The following is a 20041-nucleotide window of genomic DNA, read 5'->3' on the forward strand; positions in this document are numbered from 1 at the left end:
GTGCCCACTCGAAGCGAGCCGGCCGGCCACCGCGTGAACCGCGCTGTCGGCGGGCGACCTGGTGATCGCCCTTCTCAGGGATCACACGTCGAATCCCACGACGCCGCAGATCGGTGCGGATCTTGCCGTTGCCGGAGGCCTGATAGGCACTATGGATTGGCAGTTGCGGAGCTTGTTGAGGCGTCGGGTGATGTCGACGGCCCCGTCCACGGCGCGCTGGTGCCTCGTACTGCGCGGGGCGCAGGGGCTGTGGCCGCCCGTACCTGATCGCTAGCCTGGTGCCAGGCGCGTGCGCGAGGCGGCAGTGGGGGGACATGACGCAGGACGCGGGGCACTGGCCCTGGACCCATCCGGACGACATCACCCTGTACCGCGGGGTGGTCCGCGGCTGCCTCTGGGACCCCCGGATAAGCCAGTACTACGAGCTGAGCGCGCAGGTGTCCCCCGCAATCCTCTGGCGTGCCGCTCACGAGCGCGACTTCGTGGCGGCGGTGGCGGAAGCGTCCCGGACGGAGTACGAGGAATTCCGACGCGTAGCGGACCTGTCGTTGTGCACCCGGTCGAGCCTTGAGCGTGCCCGTTCAGACATGGAATTGGACACGGGCTCGGTCGTGGCAGCCCTCCTCGTGCTCGGCGTCGTTCTGAGATGGTCCTTGGACGCCTGGCTGCCGGGTCCGGTCCTTCCCTCGTGGAGCGGGCCCGTCCTCTATACCGCTTCGGTCGCCGCCCTGGTGGCCTGTGCCCTGCGTGCCGTGTCGCGGCGGTCCATGACTGCTCTCGTGCGCGTGCTGTGGTTCCGGGCTGTCCTGCGTCGGCAGCTCCGGCGACGGGCCGAGGCTCGGGAGATGTGGCGCTGGGCCGTGGAGACGGGCGGTGTCCTTCCGGGGCTGCACGATGCGGCACGGGAGAGTGTGGGTCCGGAGCCGTCCCGTGATCGCTTCTCCGACGACTCTTTCGACGGGCTCAGGCACCTGCACAGTTCTCTGTACGTGGTGGCCAGCGCGGCGGAGGAGCAACTGAACCTGCGGATCAGGCAGATCGGGAGTGGCACGATCGCCGTCTGCGGTCCGCGCGGCGCGGGTAAGACGACGTTGCTGAGAGCCTGTTCCGTGGAGCAACGGGACGCCGGGCGCGACTTCGCGGTCTTCGTCAGCGCGCCGGCTGAGTACAGCCCTCATGAGTTCCTGCTGACACTCTTCGCGACGGTATGCGAGGAGTACCTGAAGCGCTTCCACCACAAAGCGCCCGAACTCGGCCCCTACACGATCCGGCGCCGACGCCTGCTGTCGGCGTCCGGGCGGATGCTGTCCTGGTTGCTCCGGCTGATCGCCTCCCTGGCCGCCCTGACCGCCGGTCTCTATCAGCCGGTCCGATGGATCCTTCACCAATTCGTCTCACCGGACGGTGTGGCACTCGCACGCGGCGGCGCAGCGGGCCTGTGGCACGGCATCGCATCGGTGTGGCAGGGGTCTCCTTGGATAGCGGGCTGCCTCCTCGTATGGCTCGGGCTGTTCCTGCTGCCTCCGCTGCGCCGGCCGTCCGTCGAAGAGCCGCGCTTGTGGGAGATATGCGTGCGCCAACTGACCCGGCTGCGCACCGTACAGAACGTCACGACCGGGGTGAGTTTCGGACTGCCGCAGTTCTTGGGCATCACGCCAGGAGCGTCCAGCTCAACGTCCGTGTCCTCGGTCCCGTTCACATTTCCCGACCTGGTTGCGGAGTACCGGCAGGTCGTGGGCAGGATCGCGGAATGGGTGGGGGCGGAGCACGGGGTTCGGGTGATCATTGCCGTCGACGAGCTGGATCGCCTCGGTGACACGGAGACCGCGAGGAAATTCCTCGGGCAGATCAAGGCGGTTTTCGGCCTGCGGAACGTGTACTACCTGATATCGGTGGCGGAGGACGTCGGAGCTGCCTTCACCCGCCGCAGCCTGCCCCACCGGGATTCCACCGACAGTTCCATCGACGACACGTTCTATGTCCCGCCTGGGCGGATCGCGGAATCAGAACAGATCCTCGCTCTCCGCGCACGTCACCTGGAGCACGAGGAGGTGCTCCTGGCGCACGTCCTGTCCGGCGGCATCCCACGTGACCTCATCCGGTACGCGCGCCGTATCGCCGAAGCCCATCGCTCCGGTGCCGACGTGGACGCGGGAAGCCTCGCCCTACGCCTGGTCCAGGAGGACTTGAGCGGCACACTGGAGGGTCTGCGGACCTCGCTGTCGCTCAGCAGCGGCAAAGAAGGTGACGGTCCCTTCCTCAACCGCCTGCATTCCCTGGTCCGAGTCCTGCACCCGACGAACACGGTGCAGGAGCGGGACATGGAAGACGGCCTACGCGACCTCGCCGCGAGTCGCGCTCAGCCTCCCATCGGCCGAACGGAAGTCGAGGACACCGCCGACAGCGGCGCTGACGGAATAAGACAGGAAGCCATCGCCTGCACCTACTTCGCGCTGACGCTGCTACAGGTGTTCGCACGCCCCCGGTTCCTGGAGCGCCGCAGACAGATACAGAGTGCGGACCCAGGGGGCGATGTGGAGCGTCTGGCCGAGGCACGTCAGGAACTGGCGGTGTCCGCCTACAGCGCGCTGGTGATCCTCAACGCCTTCCGCAAGGCATGGGACTTGCCACTGGTCGTCTCGCCGGCCGACTTCCCCACGGCATGACAGGCAACGTCGCCGGCCGGCGGCTGCCACGTATGCGCGAAGGACGTGCAGTGGGTACGTCGAACCCCGCGGTGTGGTCGTTGCCATGCACATGGAGGGGCGCTGCCAGGCCCTGTGCGGCGAAACTAGGAATGGCCGGCTGACCTCGTCCTCAGTTTCGGCTGCCGCCCAGAGCCGTGCCGATCAGGGCCTCCGCCGCCCCGGGACCGCCGGCGAGCAGCGTGGCGGCCTCCGCCGACCCACCATCCGCCAGCGGTACAAGCTCGACGGTCACCCGGACCGCCAGCGCGACATCCTCCGTGCTGCCCTCCATCGCGGCCCGGACGAAGGCGTGCCCCGCCGCCAACCAGTCCCCGGCCTCGGCTGCCCTTCGGCCCTCGTCCAGTTGAATGCGGGAACCTTGTGCCATCGTCCGGTGGGTCACGCACGGGTCCGATCAGTGCCGTTTCTGCGGTGGCGCCGGCCGGGACTGCGGCGGATTGGGGTCTCACACCGGCGGGCCAGTTCGGGTTAGCGTGGTCATGCCAGGGCTTGGCGGCCGTATGTGCAGGGGGCGCACGTGGAGACTGAGGCAGCCTCGTACGAGGGGCGTACGACCGTGGGAACCGTGCGGGACGTCGTCCGCGATGTGGTGGCCCGGGTCGCGCGGCAGGAACTGCCCGTGGTGGAAGGCCTGGCGTGGTTCCCCGATGCCACGGTCGTGCGGAGACTGGGGCGCCGGGGCGGGCGACGGCGGGAGCCGTTGGGCTTCGGGGCGGGTGAGGTCACCGCGTTGGTGACGGGAGTAGTGTGGCTGGCACTGGACCAGACCCTGCGGCAGCTGGGCGATCGGGCGGCGGACGGTGTGCTCCGTGGCGCGAGGGGCCTGCTGCGCAGGGTCTTGCGCAGACATGCGCAACCGGCGACGGTACCCCCGCTGACCCCGGAGCAGCTGGCCGAGGTACGGCGGCGGGTACTGGATGTGGCGGCCGTGCGCGGCCTGGAGCCGGAGCGTGCCGAGACCGTCGCCGACGCGGTGGTGGCCAGGCTGGCACTGGGCACCACAGAGCTGGGGCCGCCCGCGCCTCAGGGTGAGCCGGGGGGAACCACGGACAGCGGTACGGGCCCGAGCACCCAGAGCGGTACGGGCGGCGGCGCTGGTGGCGGGCCGGAAAGGCCGTGACCGTGGCGGCCACGGGACACCTCACCGCGCGCGTGGACGAGCGCTCCATGCCCTCGGGCACCACGCTGCGCTTCATCCTGCTGGTGGCGCTGATCTTGGTGAGCAGTGCCACGATGATGATGCTCACCCTGGGTTCCGGGCCCGATCCGGGGTCCTCGACCGCGCGCACGGGTAGCCCGAGCGGCTGCGAACTCGCCGCAGGGGGCGACCCGTCCCGTATCGGCGATGCGATCCCGCAGGCGGGCACCAGCGCCTACCGGGAGTGCATGGCGGTCTACGGCTCGAAGGACTCTTCCCCCTGGTGGGTGTCCCAGGTGTGGCCGGTCCTGATGATCGTCGTGGCGGCCGTGCTGATGTGGGCGATACCGGCCTGGAAGGCGCGGCGTGGACGGGTCGTCCGCCTGGAGGCGGTGGACGACGACGGCGCGGTACGGGGCATGGTGGCGGAACTGGCCGTGGCGGCGGGGCTGGAGCGGGCGCCGAGGATGGTCGTCGACCCGGCAGCGGCCTCGTCCGGTGCGGTGGTGTTCGGCAGCAACAGGCGGCCTGTTGTGTGTCTGCACGGCGGCCTGCTGGTGCGCGCGCGTACCGATCCGGAGGGCTTCCGCGCGGTGCTCCTGCACGAGTTCGCGCATATCCGTAATGGCGATGTCACCCTCACCTACCTCACCGTGGCGCTGTGGCGGGCGTTCCTCGGCGTGGTGCTGCTGCCGTACGTGGCGCTGATGCTCACCCTGGTGGTGTGGATGGCGCTGTTCTCCCTGAAGATTCGTGCACCGCTGTCGCCCGAGACGATGGCGGGTATCGAGGGCCCCTGGCCGCTCATGGCCCGGCTGCTCGGCCTCGCCGCCGTGCTGGTGCTGCTGGTCCATCTCGCGCGGGCGGACGTGCTGCGCAGCCGGGAGGTCCACGCCGACCTGACCGCGGTGCGCTCGGGCGCGGCCCCGCGTCACTGGGCGGCCCCCGGGGCCGACGCCGTCACGGCTGCCGCGCCGCCCGGGGTGGTGCGGCGGCTGCGGGCGTCCCTCGCGGAGCTGTTGCGCACCCATCCACGGTGGGACCTGCGACGGGAGGCACTGGCCGATCCCACGGAACTGTTCCGCGTTCGGGCGCTGCCGATGTTCCTCACCGGGGTGGCCGCACCGGTGATCAACGCCCAGGCCTGGCTCTACAACGGGACGCGCGGGATCCCGCTGTTGAACGAGGCCTCCTTCGTGGTGACGGCCGCCCTGGTCGCCGGGGTGGCCGGGGTCGCTCTGTGGCGGGCGGCCGCGCACGCTGTGCTCACCGGGCGGCGCGAACCCTCCGGCGTACGCGCCGGGTTGTGGCTGGGCGCCGGGATGACGGCCGGAGAACTGGTGGCCTACCAGGCCGGAATCGACACGTGGTTGCCCGGCAACCCCGTCATGCTGCTGTTCCCGTTCGCCGCCGGCCTGGCCTTCAGCTGGTGGACCACCCAGTGCGCCCGCCTGTGGACCAGGGTGCGGCCCCGGCGCGTCCGACGGCTGCTCCTGCTGGGGACAGTGGCCGGTGCGGTGCTGCTGACGTCGTGGTTCGCCTGGTGGCAGACGTTCGGCGTGACCTACGCGCGCGAGGGATGGCCCTCGGCCGCGGAGACACGCGCCGGCCTGACACGCGGGCTGTCGCCCGAGCAAGTAGCGGGGCAGCACGGCATCGTGGACGGAATGGCCGCCGTGTGGCCCGAGATGACGGATCTGAACCACTGGGTGCTTTCCCTGACCGCGGTCGCGGCCTCGTGGCTGCTGCCGCTGACGGCCTGGGTTCTCCGCGGCACCGCGGACCGCAGGACCGAGGATCGCAGCATCGCGGACCCCGGCACCGCGGACCCCGGCACCGCGCCGCTTCGGGAGTCGCTGCTTCCGTCCTTGCGCCGGGTGCTGCTGCCCGGCCTGCTGGGCGCGGCGCTGGCCACCGTCGCCGTCGCGGTGGTGATGGCGTACATGCACACCTGGCAGCCACCGCCCGCCGAGCGTGGCCTCGTGCATCTGTGGATCTTCCTGGCCTGGGTGCTGATGCTCCTGGTCGCAGGGGCGACCGCCGCAGCAGCCGCCGCAGCGGCCCTGACCGAGCGCTACCGGCTACTGTGCGCCCTGATCGCCGCACAGACCACAGTGCTGGCCGGTTTCGCGGGGGTGTTCGTGCTCGCCTCCCTGGACGGCTGCGTCACGCCGCTGAACGCTCTGCGGTCCACCTGTTCACTCCACCCCCGCGTCTCCGTACTCCGCGGCTTCCACCTCATCATGGGCCCTATTCCCCTGCTCGCCGCGCTCGCCGCTCTTCTTGCGGCCACCGTGGTGAGCGCCCTGCACAGGCGTCCGACCGCGCGCGGGACCCGCACGCCACGGGCTTGGCCTCCCAGGCGGTGGCATCCCTTATGGAACTCCCTGCTGACCCGCCGCGTGAGCGTGGGCGTGCTGTGCGCCGCAGCCCTGGCCGTCACCGCGACCGATCTGTTCGACCCGGCCATAAGCCGCTCGACGGCCAACGACGCCTCATCTGCTCAGGACAGGACCCGCACGACCCCGTCCCCCAGGACCCGCGCCCTGCAGGTGTACTCCTGGGAGGTGTACGGCGGGGGCCGCCTGGAACGCCGTTTCGTGTCCATCAGCCAAGGGCTCGTCCCGCTCGTGCAGAACCCGCACGCCATCGACGAGTCACGCACCCGCGCCCAGTGCGCCAAGTTCCGCGGCTTCGCCCGTGACGCCGCCCGGTACTTTCCCGTACCCGACCCCAAGTCCCAGGCCTACTGGCACCGTGTCCAGACCTACGCCACCGCCGGCGCCGCGAACTGCGACCTCGCCCTGGACCGCGCCAGCGGCCGTCTTCTGGCCACCAGCTTGGACGAACTCACTGCCGCCCTGAAATCCCTGGACGCCATGAGCCTCCGCAACCAGGGCATCCTCAAGCACGCCGGCCTCGTGAAACCCCGGCGCAGCTGAAGCTGCTGCGGGAGCTTCGGATCCTCAGGTCGAGGACTGCGTGACGAACTGCCCATCGTCGCCGTTCGGTTCCTCGCCGTTCGGCTCCTCGCCGTTCACTTCTTCGCCGTGCTGCCATCAACCGCCCGCCCGCGCCGATGGCCTACGGGCTCGTGACGTCCATGCTCGGACTTGCTCGGCCTTGCTCGGCCTTGGTCCTATCGGTAGTCCTCGGGGTGGCCCTGCATCCAGGAATTGATCTTGTCGCGCGTGCCGGTGAGCAGATCCTGGTGCTTCTTGAGGTTCTCGTAGGAAGTGTCATCTCCCAGTGCCGCCCGCATTTTCGCGATCCATGCGAGGGGCTCCCCGAAGTGTCCAGGGCCCTGGGGATCGGCTTTCATCGACGTGTCGAGGCTCCTGAGCTCATTGAGCAACCGCGCCAGGAAGTACTCACAGTTCCCCGGGGTCGTGCACCCGTCGTTGTAGGTGGCCTGGAGACGAGCGAACACGTCCCGGACCTTCTCGGGCTGAAGCGACGGTTCTGCCGTGCCCGGAGCGGACGGCTCGTCGGTCGTGGGGGCCGATACTGCCTTGCGGACTTTGTGGGCGGGCGACTTACCGTCGTTCGAAGCGGTGCCTGGGCTGCTGGAGCAGGAGAGCGACAAGGAAGCCAGGGCCACGATCAGCATGGCAGAGCCGAGGGCGTGTCGCGCACGCGTTGTGATCATGTCCGTTCGACTCTTCTGCGGACTCGTTGGTTGCGCTGCTGGTCGGAGCAGCGGTGCGCTTCGCCCGATGCCGCGAAGCCAGGCAGTGACCGTGTGGTTCACCGGGTTCGGCCTTGCTCTAAGATCCGTTGGCTGTGGGGGGATCTGATCGGGGCCGGTGGAGCCCGACTCGTGCCGCGGCCGTGGTGTCGGGTGCACTGGCCGTGATCGCGGTGCTGGGCTTCGTGCTCCTGGTTCTTCCGGGGCTGATGGTCGACCACGACCTCGCAGGTGGCCACCTCGCCGCAGCGGACCGGTTGAACGCGGTGAACAACGTGCGCACCACGCTTCTGCAGGCGCTCGGCGGTGCGGTCGTCCTGTTCGGCGCCTGTGCCACATGGCGGCAGTTGCGCGTCAGCCAGGACGGGCTGAGCGCAACACGAGAGGGGAACATCACCGATCGCTTCAGCCGGGCCGTGGACCAGCTCGGCAGTGACAAGCTGGACGTGCGGATCGGGGGCATCTACGCACTGTGGCGGATTGCGGATCATTCCGACCGCGACCACGAGGCGGTCGTCTCCATCATGGCGGCATATCTGCGGACGCACCTTCCCTGGCCGCCGCAGGATGCCTCGGTTCCGGTGGCGGACGTGCCCATCAACTCGGTGTCCCCGTTGGAGACCCGCGCCGCGGACGCCCAGACGGCGCTGACCTGCCTCGGGGTCCTCTACGAGGAACGTCGTCCGGAGTGGCTCAACGTCAGCTTGACCGACCTGCGCAGGGCCGACTGTGACGGATTGTGGCTGCACGGAGTCAACTTCGACGGCGCGTGCCTGGAAGCGGCGAGCATCTACCAGGCCAACCTGAGCAAGGCGTCCCTCATAGCCGCCAACCTGCGGCATGCCGAACTCGGCACCTCAATTCTCCAGCAGGTCCGCTGCCTGCAAGCCGATCTGCGTGGCGCACGCCTGGTCAAAGCCGACTTGAGGTCGGCGGACTTCACCCGTGCGGACCTGCGGGAGGCGAACCTGCGCAAGGCCCGCGCACACGACGCCGTGTTCGCCGGCGCGGACCTGCGGTCGGCCGACCTCCGGGGCTGCGACCTCACCGACGCCGACCTGCGAGCGGCGAGGCTGGAAGGCTCGCTGGCGAGCGACCTCACGATCTGGCCGACCGGTTTCGACTTCCGGACAGCCGGCGTCGTTGTTGCCGCAGACCCTGGCGCCGAACCGGACAACCTGCTTCCAGCTGCCGCGCTGACCAGGCAAGTCCCGCCGCTGCAATCGGACTTGACGCGCGGACCGTCAGCTTCGGCGAATTGAGCATCGAGGCGGCACAGTCCGCCCCGGCGCACGCTCTGCTGCGGCTTCCGCCCCTCCTGGTCGGTCAGTCTGCACACCCGCGGTAAGTGTGACAACGGCTGCCAAGTCCGCGCCCGCTCGGAGTAGCGCCACGGTCCGTGTGGCGATCTGGTCGAGACGTTGTCGCAGGATGCGCTGGGGCTCTTTCAGGCCGTCGAGTTGGTCCAGGGAGCCCACGATCTCACGCACAGCGGCGATGCCGTAGCCGGCGCTGCGGAGGGCCGCGACGATTCTGGCCGCCCTGATCGCCGAAAGACCGTAGCGGCGCGCTCGCAGTGACGTCACTCGCTCGGGGGTGACAAGTCCTTCCTGCTCCCAGAACCGCAGGGTCGAGGTACGTACGCCGAGCGCCCCAGCGAGCTCAGTGATCGTCATCGCGTCACTCTCGTGCTCGAACTCGGCTGAGTTCGCCTCGGCCTCGATCGCACCCAATGCTTGTTCAGCACGCAGAGTCTCGTCTCGCTCCCGGGCGAGCCGAACGTGTACCTCGTTGATCGCCGAGGCCGCCTGCGCAATCGTCTTCGTCCGCAGGTCAGCGAGCATCTGCCGGGCTGCGACAGGCCCTACGGCACCAGCGAGTCCTCGATAGGCGCGAAGGGCCTGCACGTGAATCGGCGTGTAGGACCGGTAACCGTTGCTCGATCGAGCGGCCGGAGGAATGACTCCCAGCCGCTCCAGGTCGCGAACCTGCTGCAGCGAATATCCCGACTCCCTGGCGACATCAACTGTTCTGAGCGGTGTCCGTCGCGAGTCGCTCACCGGCCCGTGCATCAGCGAACCCCACATAAGCACTTGAAGGTCATGCTTGAACCATGAGTATGGAACAGATCATCGCGACCGTGCGAGATTTCGCCGGCGGGCTCGTGCTTGTCCCGGAACGGGGAGGCGATTTCCCCGAGATCGCGTGGGGGGACGCGTTCTTCTACTACGCCCCCGACGGCCAGGTGCCTCACAACGTCCAGCCGTACGGGACCATCGTCACCAAGGACTACCCCGACGACGCCGCTTCCGACCTCGACCCTCCCGGCCGCTGGCGTGTGAACATCCACGTCGACCGTGTGACGTTCCAGGAGCTCACCGGGGAGGAACCCCGCGATATCAGCCTCCCGCGCGACTACACAGCCGTAGACAGGGTGATGCCGCATCCGGTGTACGGGGCGCTCGGCTGGATCTCTGTCGTCAATCCCGATGCGAGGACAACGGACACGGTTGTGCGGCTTCTGCGCGGCGCCCACGACGCCGCTCGTGCGCGCTTCGCGCGGCGGCACGAAACGGGACAGCCGCTGGAGACGGACTGACGCCCTGCCGGATGGCATGGACTGCCGGGCCGTCATCGGCGGGCGCCCGCCGGGACGGATCTTCGTAGGATTACGCGGAGCCGCCGAGCCCGCACGACCCGCGAGCCGGCAGTCCGGGTTACGGGTGCTGCCGACCAGCACGCATCCGTGTTCCAGGGGTTCGAGTCGCCCCATGGGCGGCTGGATCCACGGGGCCACTTCGTCCGGTGCGGCGTCGAACACCACGCGGGTGGTGAACTTCCAGCCAAGGCCCAGGTGTTCCTCCAGCGCCGCCACCGGGTCGAGGCCCTCGGGGAGTTCGAACCCGCGCCGGATCGGGCAGACCGCGCGGACCCGGTCGACGCGGTAGGTACGGATCGCGTCGGCGCGGTGGCAGTGGCACAGCAGGTACCAGCGTCCGTGGCGGACGACGAGAGACCAGGGATCGACCTCCGCCTCCCACTCGTTGCCGGACTCGCTGCGGTAGGTGACCACCACGCGGCGCCGGGCCGCCACCGCTTCGACCAGCTCGCTCGTGACGGCCGGATCCGGGCGGGCCGCGTACGGGTCGGGCGCGGCCGACGCGTACTCCCGCAGCAGTGCGGCCTGGTGGCCGACGCTCTCCGGCAGCGCGTTGACGACCTTGCCCAGGGCGGAGCCGACCAGGTCGTCGGCGTCGGCCGCTGCCGGCTGAGCGCCGAGAACCGCCATGACGAGGACGACGATGCCTTCACCACCGCCGGCTTCCACCTCTCCGCCATCAGCGAGCCGCAGCCCGACCCGGCCGCCCGTGAGCTGTTCCCCGACGGCTTCCATGACCTTTCGACCAGAACCTGCTTCCTGTTCTTCGTCGTCGAGGTACCGCCCTCGGCTACCGGCTCGCTGTGACGGATGCGGCTGCGCTTCCTTCGCACTGCCACCACAGCAGCCCAGGTCGTCCGGCTCCGCGCGTGATCCCCACCGGGCCGGGTTCTGCGGAGAACGCACCGGGGCATGCGGTTCACCGGATGCCACTGCCAGGGCCCGCGCACGCCGCATCCCGCGTGACGCCGGCAACCCTGGATATCGCGGGTCGCTACGGCCGCCCCTCCCGGTCCCCTACGGCCGTCCCCGTGCCGCCACCACGCCCTGCTGACGTGCGTGCCCTGGGAAGTCGATACCGGCGGAGCTGCCTGGGCGTTGCCGGTGCGTGCGGTTCTCGGCGCGGTGGAGGCGGACGACGGCGTCGAGTCCACCGCCGGGGGCCGCCTCCAGAGTGACGTCACCGTCGGCGGCGCGGGCGAGTTGCCGGACCATCGGCAGGCCGAGGCCCGTGCCGTCGTGGTCGGTGTCGGGGGCGCGCCAGAACCGGTCGAAGGCCTTGTGCCGTTCGGCCTCGGACATACCGGGACCTTGGTCGATGACATGGAGTTCGGCCATGGGCGGCGTGCGGCCGCCTTCCTTGTGCGAAGTGGCGGTCGCCAAGGTGATGGCGGTTCCGGGCGGGGCCGCGCGCAGGGCGTTGGAGAGCAGGTTGTCGATGATCTGCTCCAGGGCTCCGGGAACCGCCCACACCCGAACGGCTGTTGTCGCCTCGGAGACGACGATGTCGACCCGCTGTTCATCGGCGAAGGCCGTCCAGATGGCGGCGCGATCGGCGACGACGCCACCGAGGTCGACCGACTCCGGTCTGATCGCCGAGTTCTCCAACCTGGCGAGCGCCAGCAGCCCCTGCACCATACGGCTGAGTCGTTCCATCTCTCCGAGTGCCTGGTCGAGGCTGTCCTGGGCGCAGGGGGCGAGGTACGGCTCGAAGTTCTCCAGGCGCAGGCGCAGCGCGGTCAGCGGGGTCTTCAACTGGTGAGACACCTCTGAGGCGAACGCCTCCTGAGCCTGGAGCAGGTGCTGGAGCCTGGTCGCGGTCTTCGTGAACGACGCGGCCAGCCGGCGTAGTTCAGGCGGTCCGTGATCGGTGGAGGGCGGATCGGTGATCCTGCCGTCGGCGAGCTGTGCCGTGGCACGTTCCAGCGCCCGGACGGGGCGCGTGAACGAGCGGGCCAGCGCGAAGCCGATCAACGCGACGGCGGCCAGCACCCCCAGCCCGACGACGGCGAGAACGATCCACGTGGCGTGGACCGTCGCCTTGAGCGGGCCGAACGCATAGACGGTCCGCACCACACAGGGAACGGACTCGTCGGAGCCGCCCGGCACGGTGACGAAGAGGGCGTCGCCGCCCGCGGACGGATCGCTTCGGGTACCCACGACGGGGCGATCGCGCAGCGCCGTGGAGATGTCCGGCTCGGCGGACAGGTTCCTGCCGACCAGGGACCGGACAGCGGTGTCGGCGAGGACGACACCGCTGTTGCCGACGACGAGCACGCGGCTGCCCGTACGCCGTCCGTAGGCGCGGGCCAGCCCGGGGAGGTCGGTCGACAGTCCGTGCTCCATCTTCTCCTCACAGACCGCGGCGAGTGTCAGCGCGCCCTGTTGTGCCGCGTGGGTGAAGCGGGACATCTCGCTGCGGGCGTAGAAGACACCGAACGGCACTTCGAGGACGAGCAGGACGAGCAGCATGAGGCTCAGGTGACTGAGCAGAAGGCGACGGGTCACCGGGGCCGCCCACCGCGGGCCGGCACGTCGGCGGACCCGGCGTCGGTATGTGCCGGGGGGACCAGACGGAATCCGATGCCGCGGATGTTCTCGATCCAGGAATGGTCGCCGAGCTTGCGTCGCAGCGCGGCAATGTGGACGTCGAGGGTCTTGGTGGGGCCGAAGTAGTCCGGTTCCCACGCCGTGTCGAGAATGCGCCGGCGGGAGAAGACGGCTCCGGGGTCTTCCGCGAGGCAGGTGAGCAGGTCGAACTCCTTGGGCGCCAGGGCGACGGTCGCCCCGTTCAGGTGAACCTGGCGGGTACGACGGTCGATGGTCAGCGGGCCGACCCGCTGGACGTCGGGCTTCCTGGGGTGTGTCGGGCCGTCCGACGGGCCCGGTTCCTCACCGGAGGACTCCATCGCGCCGGCGCGGGTGCGGCGGGTGACGGCACGGATCCGGGCGACGAGTTCCCGTACGCCGAACGGCTTCGACACGTAGTCGTCGGCGCCCATCTCGAGACCGAGCACCCGGTCCACCTCGTCGTCCCGGGCCGTGATCATGATGATCGGCACCGACGAGCGGGCTCGTAGAGCACGGCAGACGTCGATGCCGTCCATGTCGGGCAGGCCCAGGTCCAGGAGCACCATCGCCGCCTCGGGTGCCGCGAGGCCGTCGGCCCCTTTTCTGGCGTGTTCCACGGTGAACCCGAAACGGTGCAGCCCCTCCGTCAACGGTCCGGCCACCCGGTCGTCGTCCTCGATCAGCAAGACACGCATACCCAAAGGCTCACAGACTTTCGCCGGAGTGCGTGACGCAAACGCCGGAACCTCCCTCGCGACGGTGATCCTTTTTTTCGCGGTCGACCGGGTTCACCACCATTGGCGCAAGTGCCGAGACGCAAAGCGATGGCGACATCCAGCACATCGACAGCGCGCGGCAAGGAAAGAGTTAAGAGTTTCGAACGCCGGGTGAATCCGGCTCCAGCCAAACGGCATCAAACCCGCGCCGACACGCAGGAGTTGGGATGACCTGTCACTTCCGGCCAGCCCTGTCGCATTCGAAAACAGATCCAGGAAAAGACCGAAGAGGCGGAATCGGCCACGGCGGAATCGGCAGGGGACAGGGAAGGTAAGACGGTTCATCGAACACTTACGGGAACTCCGCTGTATTTGTTCTGGCAATCCCCTTGATCGGCTTCCCGTAGCGTCGCTTGCACCGCCGGTGCCCGTGGAGCACCGAGTGACCAGCCCCCACGAACACCTGGGACACCCATGCCCATCGATGAACTACGACGCACCCGCCCGGACCTGGTGGAGCCCTTCACGGCCGCGCTCCCGGGAGCGCGGGCCACCGTGTTGAGCCGCCTGTGGGGCGCCTTCTCACGGGAGCCCCTGCCCGGTGTGGCCGGGCACCGCCGGGATTCCGACACCCTGGTGGTCGAACTGGAACGAGGTGGTGAGCTGTCGGCACCCCGGTCCAGCGCTCGGCCGTTCGCCGAAGTGCCCGAAGACTTCACCGTCTCGGGTGCGCAGGGGCCGATCAGCGATCCTGCGGAACTGCTGGCTCAGCTGGGCCCGCGCACCCCCGCCGCGGAGCGGCTCGCCGCCGAGCTCGACAACAGCGTCGTCAACCTGGCCCTCGCGCGGGCCGCGAACGCCGTCCGCGCCCCGGGACCGCCGAACGACTCGGCGGATGCCGAGCAGGCGGTGGTCGACGGGCACCCGCAGCATCCCTGCTGCCGGACCCGCACCGGCATGTCCGTCACCGAGGTGCTCGCCTACGCGCCCGAGCACCATCCCGTGGTCCGTCTCGCCCTCCTCCCCGTCCCGGCCGATCGCTGGCGGAGCGCAGGCGAGTGGCCGGGGGCACTGCGTGACGGTGACACGGTCCTCGTACCGCTGCATCCCTGGCAGCGGGATCATGTGCTCCGGCGGCATCCGGACCTCACCGTCGTCGAGGAGACGATCCCGGCCAGGCCACTGCTGTCGCTGCGCACCCTGGCGCCGCTCGACGTCCTGCGGGACTGCCACGTCAAGACGGCGCTCGACGTACAGGTCACCAACTACCGGCGCACCATCTCCCCCGCCGAGGTCGCCGACGGGCCCGCGCTGTCCGACCTGGTCGCGGCCCTCGTCGACAAGGCCGGATACGGCGACAGCCTGCGCGTCCTGCGGGAACTGGGCGGCGGCGCGGTGTGCGTGGACGGAGAGCCCTCGGCGAGCCTGGCGGCGATGATCCGGGAGTCGACCGAATGCCATCTCGACGCCGGGGAGACCGCTGTCCCGCTCACCGCCGTCCATGCGACGGGAGCGACCGTGATCTCGGGAGATCCGGTGCGCTGGCTTGCGGACTTCGCCGGGCTCGTACTGCCGCCCGCGCTGACGTTGCTGTCGATGGGGGCGGCGCTGGAGGCGCACGGCCAGAACACCCTGGTGGTGCTGCGTGAGGGCCGGCCGGTGCGGGTGCTGTACCGGGATCTGGACGGCGTACGCGTCAGCCCGCGCCGCCTGGCCCTGAACGGCTTCACGCTGCCGCCGTTGCTCGGCACCCGCGCGGGCGACGACATGGACGCGCTGCGCACCAAACTGTTCGGCGGCCTGGTCAGCGGAGTCTTCAGCGAGCTGGTCGCCGTCCTGAGCCGGACACGCGGAGCGGATCCCCGGGCGCTGTGGGGGGCGGTGGCGGAGGTCGGTCACCGGGTGTACCGCGGCCTGCCGGACCGGGAGGACGCCGCGGCGTTCTTCGCCGACGCGATGCCGCTCAAGGCGACCGTCGCCATGCGCCTGTCCGACAACCCGGGCAAGGCGCTGTGGACACCCGTTCCCAACCCCCTGGCGCGGTTCCGTTGACCGTCGCGCCCTCACCCCCGTACACGCCTCACCCCCCGGAATCCGGCACCGATCCCGCTGTCCCACTGGAGTGACCGCATGACCGCCGACACTGCCCTCAACACCCGGATCCCCACGACAAGCACGACAAGCACGACAACAGGCACCACTGGCGCCGCAGGCACCACAGGCACCACAGGCACCACAGGCACCACAGGCACCACCTCAATCATCACCTCAATCGTGTCCGCTCCCTCCACCGAGCCGACGCGCACAGCCGACGCCGTCACCGCCCACACTCTGCTCAACTGCCTGATCCGCGAAGTGTCCGCCCCCGAGCATCAGGTGACGGTCGACGACGACCACCTTCTGCTGCGCCTGCCCCGCCGGGGCCTCCTGCTGCGCTGCCGGCTGCGCCGCGTCTCACTGATCGGCGCCCACCGCTTCCAGGGCCCGGTGCAGCGGCTCGACGACGCGACCTGGGTGAACGCGGGCTGGAAGGAGCTTGCCGGCTTCATCCAGGACGAGCTGGAACTGCGCACGGGGACCGCCAACGAGGAGTTCCTGGCCCAGGTGGCCGACAGCCGCGAGACGATCCTGACCACGCTGGAACAGCGGGCCGGCTCCGTGCCGCACGCGGACCCGTACCTGGCGTCGGAACAGTCCCTGGTGTTCGGGCATCGCTTCCACCCCACCCCGAAGGCCCGCACGGGCGACTCGGTGGACTGGCTGGCCTACGGCCCGGAGACCGGCGCCCGCTTCCCCCTGCGCTACCTGGCCGTACGCCGCCATCTCGTGCGTGAGGAGGGCGATTTGAGCGAGCTCGACGCGCTGTGCCCCTCGGCCGAACCGGGCTTCGCGACACTGCCGGTGCACCCCTGGCAGTACCGCCTGCTGCGGGATCACGAACGGCTGCGCGCAGCGATGGCAGCCGGCGATGTCGCTGACGCCGCGGTGAGCGGACCGGAGTTGGTACCGACCGCATCGGTACGCACGCTGTACGACCCCGGCACCGACACCTTCCTGAAGTTCAGCCTCAACGTCCGTCTCACCAACTGCGTCCGCAGACACGCAAGTTACGAACTGACGGGCGCCGTCGCCCTCAACCGGCTGCTCCAGCCGCTGTTCGCCGGACTGGCCGACCGATTCCCGGGCTGCACACTCCTGGCCGAGCCCGGCTACCGCACCCTCGACACCGGGGGCGACACGGCGCTCCTGGAGGGCCTCGGTGTGGTCGTACGTTCCGGACTGCGCCACCACCTGCGTCCCGGTGTGACTCCCCTGCTCGCCGCCGCGGTGGCGGACGAGTACCCCACGAGCGCCGCCCACGTCTCCCGTCTGCTCGCTCTCGGCGACGGGGACGTCCTGGCCTGGTGGGACACGTACCTCGGGCTGCTGCTGCCTCCGGTGCTCGCGGCCTACTTCGAGCACGGCGTCGTCCTGGAACCCCACCTGCAGAACGTCGTCGTCGGCGTGCACTCCGACGGCACCCCGGCGCAGATGTTCTTCCGCGACCTGGAAGGCACCAAGCTCCTGTCCGCGCGGCACCGGCACTTCCTCGACGACCTGCCCGAGGACGTCCGGGTCTCCCTCACCTACGACGCCGAGCGGGGCTGGAACCGCGTCGCGTACTGCCTGCTGGTCAACCACGCCGCCGAAGTGCTCGGCGCCCTGGCCGACCTCGCCCCGACGCTGGAGCCCGCCCTCTGGGGCCTGCTCCGGGATCACCTCGAGGCCTGCGCCCGTGCCGCCGGCGATCCGCCACACCTGCGCGCTCTGCTGTCCGGAGTTCCGCTGCCCGCCAAGGCCAACCTCCTCCTGCGGTGGGCGCGCAAGGCCGACCGTCACGCCGCCTACGTCCCCCTGCCCAGCCCGCTGGGCGCCGGCTTTCCCCGCGAGGTGACCCGGTGAGACCTGCCCTGCTCGACCGCGTCTGCCGACTCACGGACGCCGAACTGCCCGCCTACGTCTACGACCTGCCGGCGCTGCGCGAGCACGTCGAGGCCATCCGCGCGGCGCTACCCGAGCGCGTCGAGCTGCTGTACGCGGCCAAGGCCAACTCCGACCCGCTCGTCCTACGGACCCTGGCCGGGCACGTCGACGGGTTCGAGGTGGCCTCCGGCGGTGAACTGAGTCATGTGCGCGGCCTCTTCGCCGATGTCCCTCTCGCCTTCGGAGGTCCCGGCAAGACGGAGGCGGAGCTGGCTCAGGCACTGGATGCCGACGTGGAGCGCCTGCACGTCGAGAGCGAGCAGGAACTGCGGCTTGTCACCAGCCTGTTGGGCGACCGCTTCGTGGACATCCTGCTGCGCGTCAACCTGCCCGTCGACATCGGCCAGGTCGCCCTCGCGATGGGCGGCTACGCGAGCCCCTTCGGCATGGATCCCGTCCAGCTGGACCGCTGCCTGGAGGTGATCGCCTCCGATCCGCGCGTCCGACTGCGCGGCCTGCACCTCCACCTCGCCAGCGGGCTCCGGGCGAGGAACCAACTCCGCCTGATCGACGGGATGTTGGCCTGGGCCCGGGACTGGGCCGGTCAGCGCGGTATCGCCCTGGCAGAGGTCAATGTCGGAGGGGGAATGGGCGTCGACTACACCCGACCGCAGGAGGTCTTCGACTGGGCCGGCTTCGGCGCGGGACTGCGCTCGATTCTGGCCCGCCACCCTCATCTGCGGATCCGGATCGAACCCGGCCGCTCGGTCACCGCCTACTGCGGCTGGTACGTCAGCCAGGTACTGGACATCAAGTTCAGCCGAGGACAGACCTTCGCCGTACTGCGGGGAGGCACCCATCACCTTCGCACCCCCGCCGCGAAACAGCACAGCCAGCCCTTCGAGGTAATCCCGGACGACTCCTGGCCCCGGCCCTGGGACCGTCCGCAGGCGCACGACGAGCCGGTGACGCTGGTCGGACAGCTGTGCACGCCGAAGGACGTCCTGGCACGACGGATCATGGTCGACCGGCTGCGCGTGGGCGACCGGGTCGCCTTCGCCCTGGCCGGAGCCTATGCGTGGAACATCTCCCACCACGCGTTCCTGATGCACCCCCATCCGGGCTTCCATCATGTCGACGACGCGGAGGTACCCGTCCCGGGCCCGTACGCCCGTCAGATGTCATGAGCGCAGGCTCCCGCAGGCCGGTGGCGGCCACGCTCACCGCCCGGAACTTCCGTCGCTACCTGCTGGGGCAGTTGGTCTCCAACGTCGGCACATGGATGCAGCGTGCCGCCCAGGACCTGCTGGTCCTCCACCTCACCGGCAACAGCGGCAGTGCGGTCGGCCTCGTGACCGCACTGCAGTTCCTGCCGCAGACCGCCTTCGGCCTGACCGGAGGCGTTCTGGCCGACCGGTACCCCAAGCGGCGGATCCTGCTTCTGACGCAGACAGCCATGGCGGTGCAGTCCCTCCTGCTCGGCCTGCTGACCGTCACCGGAACCGTCAACCTGCTCTCCGCCTACCTGCTGGCCTTCGCTCTGGGCACCGCCACCGCCGCGGACAGCCCCGCCCGCAACGCATACATCTCCGAGCTGGTCGCCCGGGAGCGCGTGGCCACCGCGGTCAGCCTGAACTCGGCCCAGTTCAACGTGGCCCGCGTCCTCGGCCCCGCCCTCGCGGGCCTGACCGTCGCGGCCTTCGGCACGGGCCCCGTGTTCCTCGCGAACGCCGCCACATACCTGGCCGTGCTCTACGGCCTGATCACCATCCGTACAGGCGAGCACGACGAGTTGGAGGAGCTGGAAGAGCCTGGCCGGCCGGACCAGCGGGCCGGGCCGCACTCCCGGAGCAAGTCCCCGCCTGGCCCCACACGACTGCGCGACGCCTTCCGTGCCATCGCCTCGACGCCGGAACTGCTGCTCCCAATCACCCTCGTCGCCTTCGTCGGCACCTTCGGCCTCAACTTCCAGGTCACCATCTCCCTCGTGGCCGTCACGGTCTTCCACACGGGCGCCGCCGCGTTCGGATACCTCTCCGCCGCCTACGCCGCCGGCAGTCTCGTCGGCGCGATCTACGCGGCGAGCCGCGCGCGGCCCCCCGACGCCCGGGTTCTGATCAGGAGCACGATCGTCTTCGGGGCGCTGGAGGCCGCGCTGGGCCTGATGCCGGGGTACGGCACGCTCATGGCCCTTCTGGTCCCCACCGGCTTCGCCGCGGTGATCGTCACCAGCACCGCCAACGCGCTCACCCAGCTCCATGCCGACCCACGCCTTCGCGGCCGGATCATGTCCGTCTACTTCCTCGTCCTTCTCGGCGGCACCCCCATCGGCGCCCCGCTGGTCGGCCTCGTCTCGGACACCCTGGGCGCCCGCTCCAGCCTCATCCTCGGCGGCCTCGTCTCGGCCTCCGCCGCGCTCGCGATCCCTACCCTGCTCACTGGCCGAGCCCGGCGCCTCGGTGGTGAACGGGCCTGTCCAGGACGGCCTTTGGCGCCGCATGACGCGGAACTGACGTCCGCGGCCGCGCGCGATGCGTCAGGGCAGGTGAACAAGTGAGGGGCCCTCGCAAAGGAGACACCGTCCGCACCGACAACCGG

14 protein-coding genes and 2 pseudogenes are annotated in these 20041 nt (G+C 70.0%); 10 read left to right on the forward strand and 6 right to left on the reverse strand.

Annotated elements, in window-relative coordinates; genetic code table 11:
• The first annotated feature begins 314 nt into the window (after positions 1-314).
• A complete protein-coding gene (locus ACWD5D_RS35080) occupies positions 315-2666 on the forward strand; it encodes a P-loop NTPase fold protein (protein WP_451376856.1) in 2352 nt (783 codons plus the stop codon).
• A gap of 151 nt (positions 2667-2817) precedes the next feature.
• On the opposite strand, the gene ACWD5D_RS35085 is transcribed toward ACWD5D_RS35080, so the two are convergent.
• On the reverse strand, positions 2818-3075 hold the full coding sequence (locus ACWD5D_RS35085) for a hypothetical protein (RefSeq protein ID WP_451376857.1): 258 nt from the start codon (positions 3073-3075) through the stop codon (positions 2818-2820).
• 150 nt (positions 3076-3225) lie between these two features.
• On the opposite strand from ACWD5D_RS35085, the gene ACWD5D_RS35090 reads away from it, so the two are divergent.
• Both ACWD5D_RS35090 and ACWD5D_RS35095 read left to right on the forward strand, forming a co-directional pair.
• Positions 3226-3828, forward strand: a complete 603-nt coding sequence (locus tag ACWD5D_RS35090) for a hypothetical protein (protein WP_451376858.1) — start codon at positions 3226-3228, stop codon at positions 3826-3828.
• On the forward strand, positions 3825-6788 hold the full coding sequence (locus tag ACWD5D_RS35095; RefSeq protein WP_451376859.1) for a M48 family metalloprotease: 2964 nt from the start codon (positions 3825-3827) through the stop codon (positions 6786-6788). The genes ACWD5D_RS35090 and ACWD5D_RS35095 overlap by 4 nt, the downstream gene beginning before the upstream one ends.
• A 197-nt stretch (positions 6789-6985) precedes the next feature.
• On the opposite strand, the gene ACWD5D_RS35100 is transcribed toward ACWD5D_RS35095, so the two are convergent.
• On the reverse strand, positions 6986-7276 hold the full coding sequence (locus tag ACWD5D_RS35100) for a hypothetical protein (protein ID WP_451376860.1): 291 nt from the start codon (positions 7274-7276) through the stop codon (positions 6986-6988).
• A gap of 422 nt (positions 7277-7698) precedes the next feature.
• On the opposite strand from ACWD5D_RS35100, the gene ACWD5D_RS35105 reads away from it, so the two are divergent.
• Entirely contained in the window at positions 7699-8796 is a 1098-nt protein-coding gene (locus ACWD5D_RS35105; RefSeq protein ID WP_451376861.1) for a pentapeptide repeat-containing protein, read from the forward strand.
• On the opposite strand, the gene ACWD5D_RS35110 is transcribed toward ACWD5D_RS35105, so the two are convergent.
• Entirely contained in the window at positions 8779-9594 is an 816-nt protein-coding gene (locus tag ACWD5D_RS35110) for a MerR family transcriptional regulator (RefSeq protein WP_451376862.1), read from the reverse strand. The genes ACWD5D_RS35105 and ACWD5D_RS35110 overlap by 18 nt on opposite strands.
• Positions 9595-9653: 59 nt before the next feature.
• On the opposite strand from ACWD5D_RS35110, the gene ACWD5D_RS35115 reads away from it, so the two are divergent.
• Positions 9654-10133 carry a DUF6194 family protein gene (locus tag ACWD5D_RS35115; RefSeq protein ID WP_451376863.1) on the forward strand — a complete coding sequence of 160 codons (480 nt, stop codon included), beginning with the start codon at positions 9654-9656 and terminating at the stop codon, positions 10131-10133.
• Between the two features lie 381 nt (positions 10134-10514).
• Here the strand turns inward: ACWD5D_RS35115 and ACWD5D_RS35120 are convergent.
• Positions 10515-10823: pseudogene (locus ACWD5D_RS35120) on the reverse strand (WYL domain-containing protein); the annotation flags it as partial.
• Between the two features lie 12 nt (positions 10824-10835).
• Here ACWD5D_RS35120 and ACWD5D_RS35125 point away from each other — a divergent pair.
• Positions 10836-11000: pseudogene (locus ACWD5D_RS35125) on the forward strand (SAM-dependent methyltransferase); the annotation flags it as partial.
• 210 nt (positions 11001-11210) lie between these two features.
• On the opposite strand, the gene ACWD5D_RS35130 reads toward ACWD5D_RS35125, so the two are convergent.
• Both ACWD5D_RS35130 and ACWD5D_RS35135 read right to left on the reverse strand, forming a co-directional pair.
• Complete coding sequence (locus ACWD5D_RS35130; RefSeq protein WP_451376864.1) at positions 11211-12701, reverse strand: sensor histidine kinase; 1491 nt, start codon at positions 12699-12701, stop codon at positions 11211-11213.
• Positions 12698-13459, reverse strand: coding sequence for a response regulator transcription factor (locus ACWD5D_RS35135; protein ID WP_451376865.1), 762 nt, complete (start codon positions 13457-13459; stop codon positions 12698-12700). Before ACWD5D_RS35135 ends, ACWD5D_RS35130 begins: the two co-directional genes overlap by 4 nt.
• 495 nt (positions 13460-13954) lie before the next feature.
• Between ACWD5D_RS35135 and ACWD5D_RS35140 the strand changes: the two genes are divergently transcribed.
• From ACWD5D_RS35140 to ACWD5D_RS35155, 4 genes are all read left to right on the forward strand, one after another.
• Complete coding sequence (locus ACWD5D_RS35140) at positions 13955-15532, forward strand: IucA/IucC family protein (RefSeq protein WP_451376866.1); 1578 nt, start codon at positions 13955-13957, stop codon at positions 15530-15532.
• A 222-nt stretch (positions 15533-15754) separates the two neighbouring features.
• A complete protein-coding gene (locus ACWD5D_RS35145) occupies positions 15755-17422 on the forward strand; it encodes an IucA/IucC family protein (RefSeq protein ID WP_451376867.1) in 1668 nt (555 codons plus the stop codon).
• Positions 17419-18630: a type III PLP-dependent enzyme gene (locus tag ACWD5D_RS35150; protein ID WP_451376868.1), complete on the forward strand. Its 1212-nt coding sequence runs from the start codon at positions 17419-17421 to the stop codon at positions 18628-18630. Before ACWD5D_RS35145 ends, ACWD5D_RS35150 begins: the two co-directional genes overlap by 4 nt.
• The gene (locus ACWD5D_RS35155) at positions 18627-20000 is read left to right on the forward strand and encodes an MFS transporter (RefSeq protein ID WP_451376869.1); all 1374 of its coding nucleotides are present in this window, start codon (positions 18627-18629) and stop codon (positions 19998-20000) included. The genes ACWD5D_RS35150 and ACWD5D_RS35155 overlap by 4 nt, the downstream gene beginning before the upstream one ends.
• Positions 20001-20041: the final 41 nt, after the last annotated feature.

Source organism: Streptomyces sp. NPDC002520, from assembly GCF_053595235.1.

Bases quoted from the DNA above. Each gene is read 5' to 3' on its own strand.
- ACWD5D_RS35080 (WP_451376856.1), top strand. From the start codon at position 315: ATGACGCAGGACGCGGGGCACTGGCCCTGGACCCATCCGGACGACATC.
- ACWD5D_RS35085 (WP_451376857.1), bottom strand. From the start codon at position 3,075: ATGGCACAAGGTTCCCGCATTCAACTGGACGAGGGCCGAAGGGCAGCC.
- ACWD5D_RS35115 (WP_451376863.1), top strand. From the start codon at position 9,654: ATGGAACAGATCATCGCGACCGTGCGAGATTTCGCCGGCGGGCTCGTG.
- ACWD5D_RS35135 (WP_451376865.1), bottom strand. From the start codon at position 13,459: ATGCGTGTCTTGCTGATCGAGGACGACGACCGGGTGGCCGGACCGTTG.
- ACWD5D_RS35140 (WP_451376866.1), top strand. From the start codon at position 13,955: ATGCCCATCGATGAACTACGACGCACCCGCCCGGACCTGGTGGAGCCC.
- ACWD5D_RS35155 (WP_451376869.1), top strand. From the start codon at position 18,627: ATGAGCGCAGGCTCCCGCAGGCCGGTGGCGGCCACGCTCACCGCCCGG.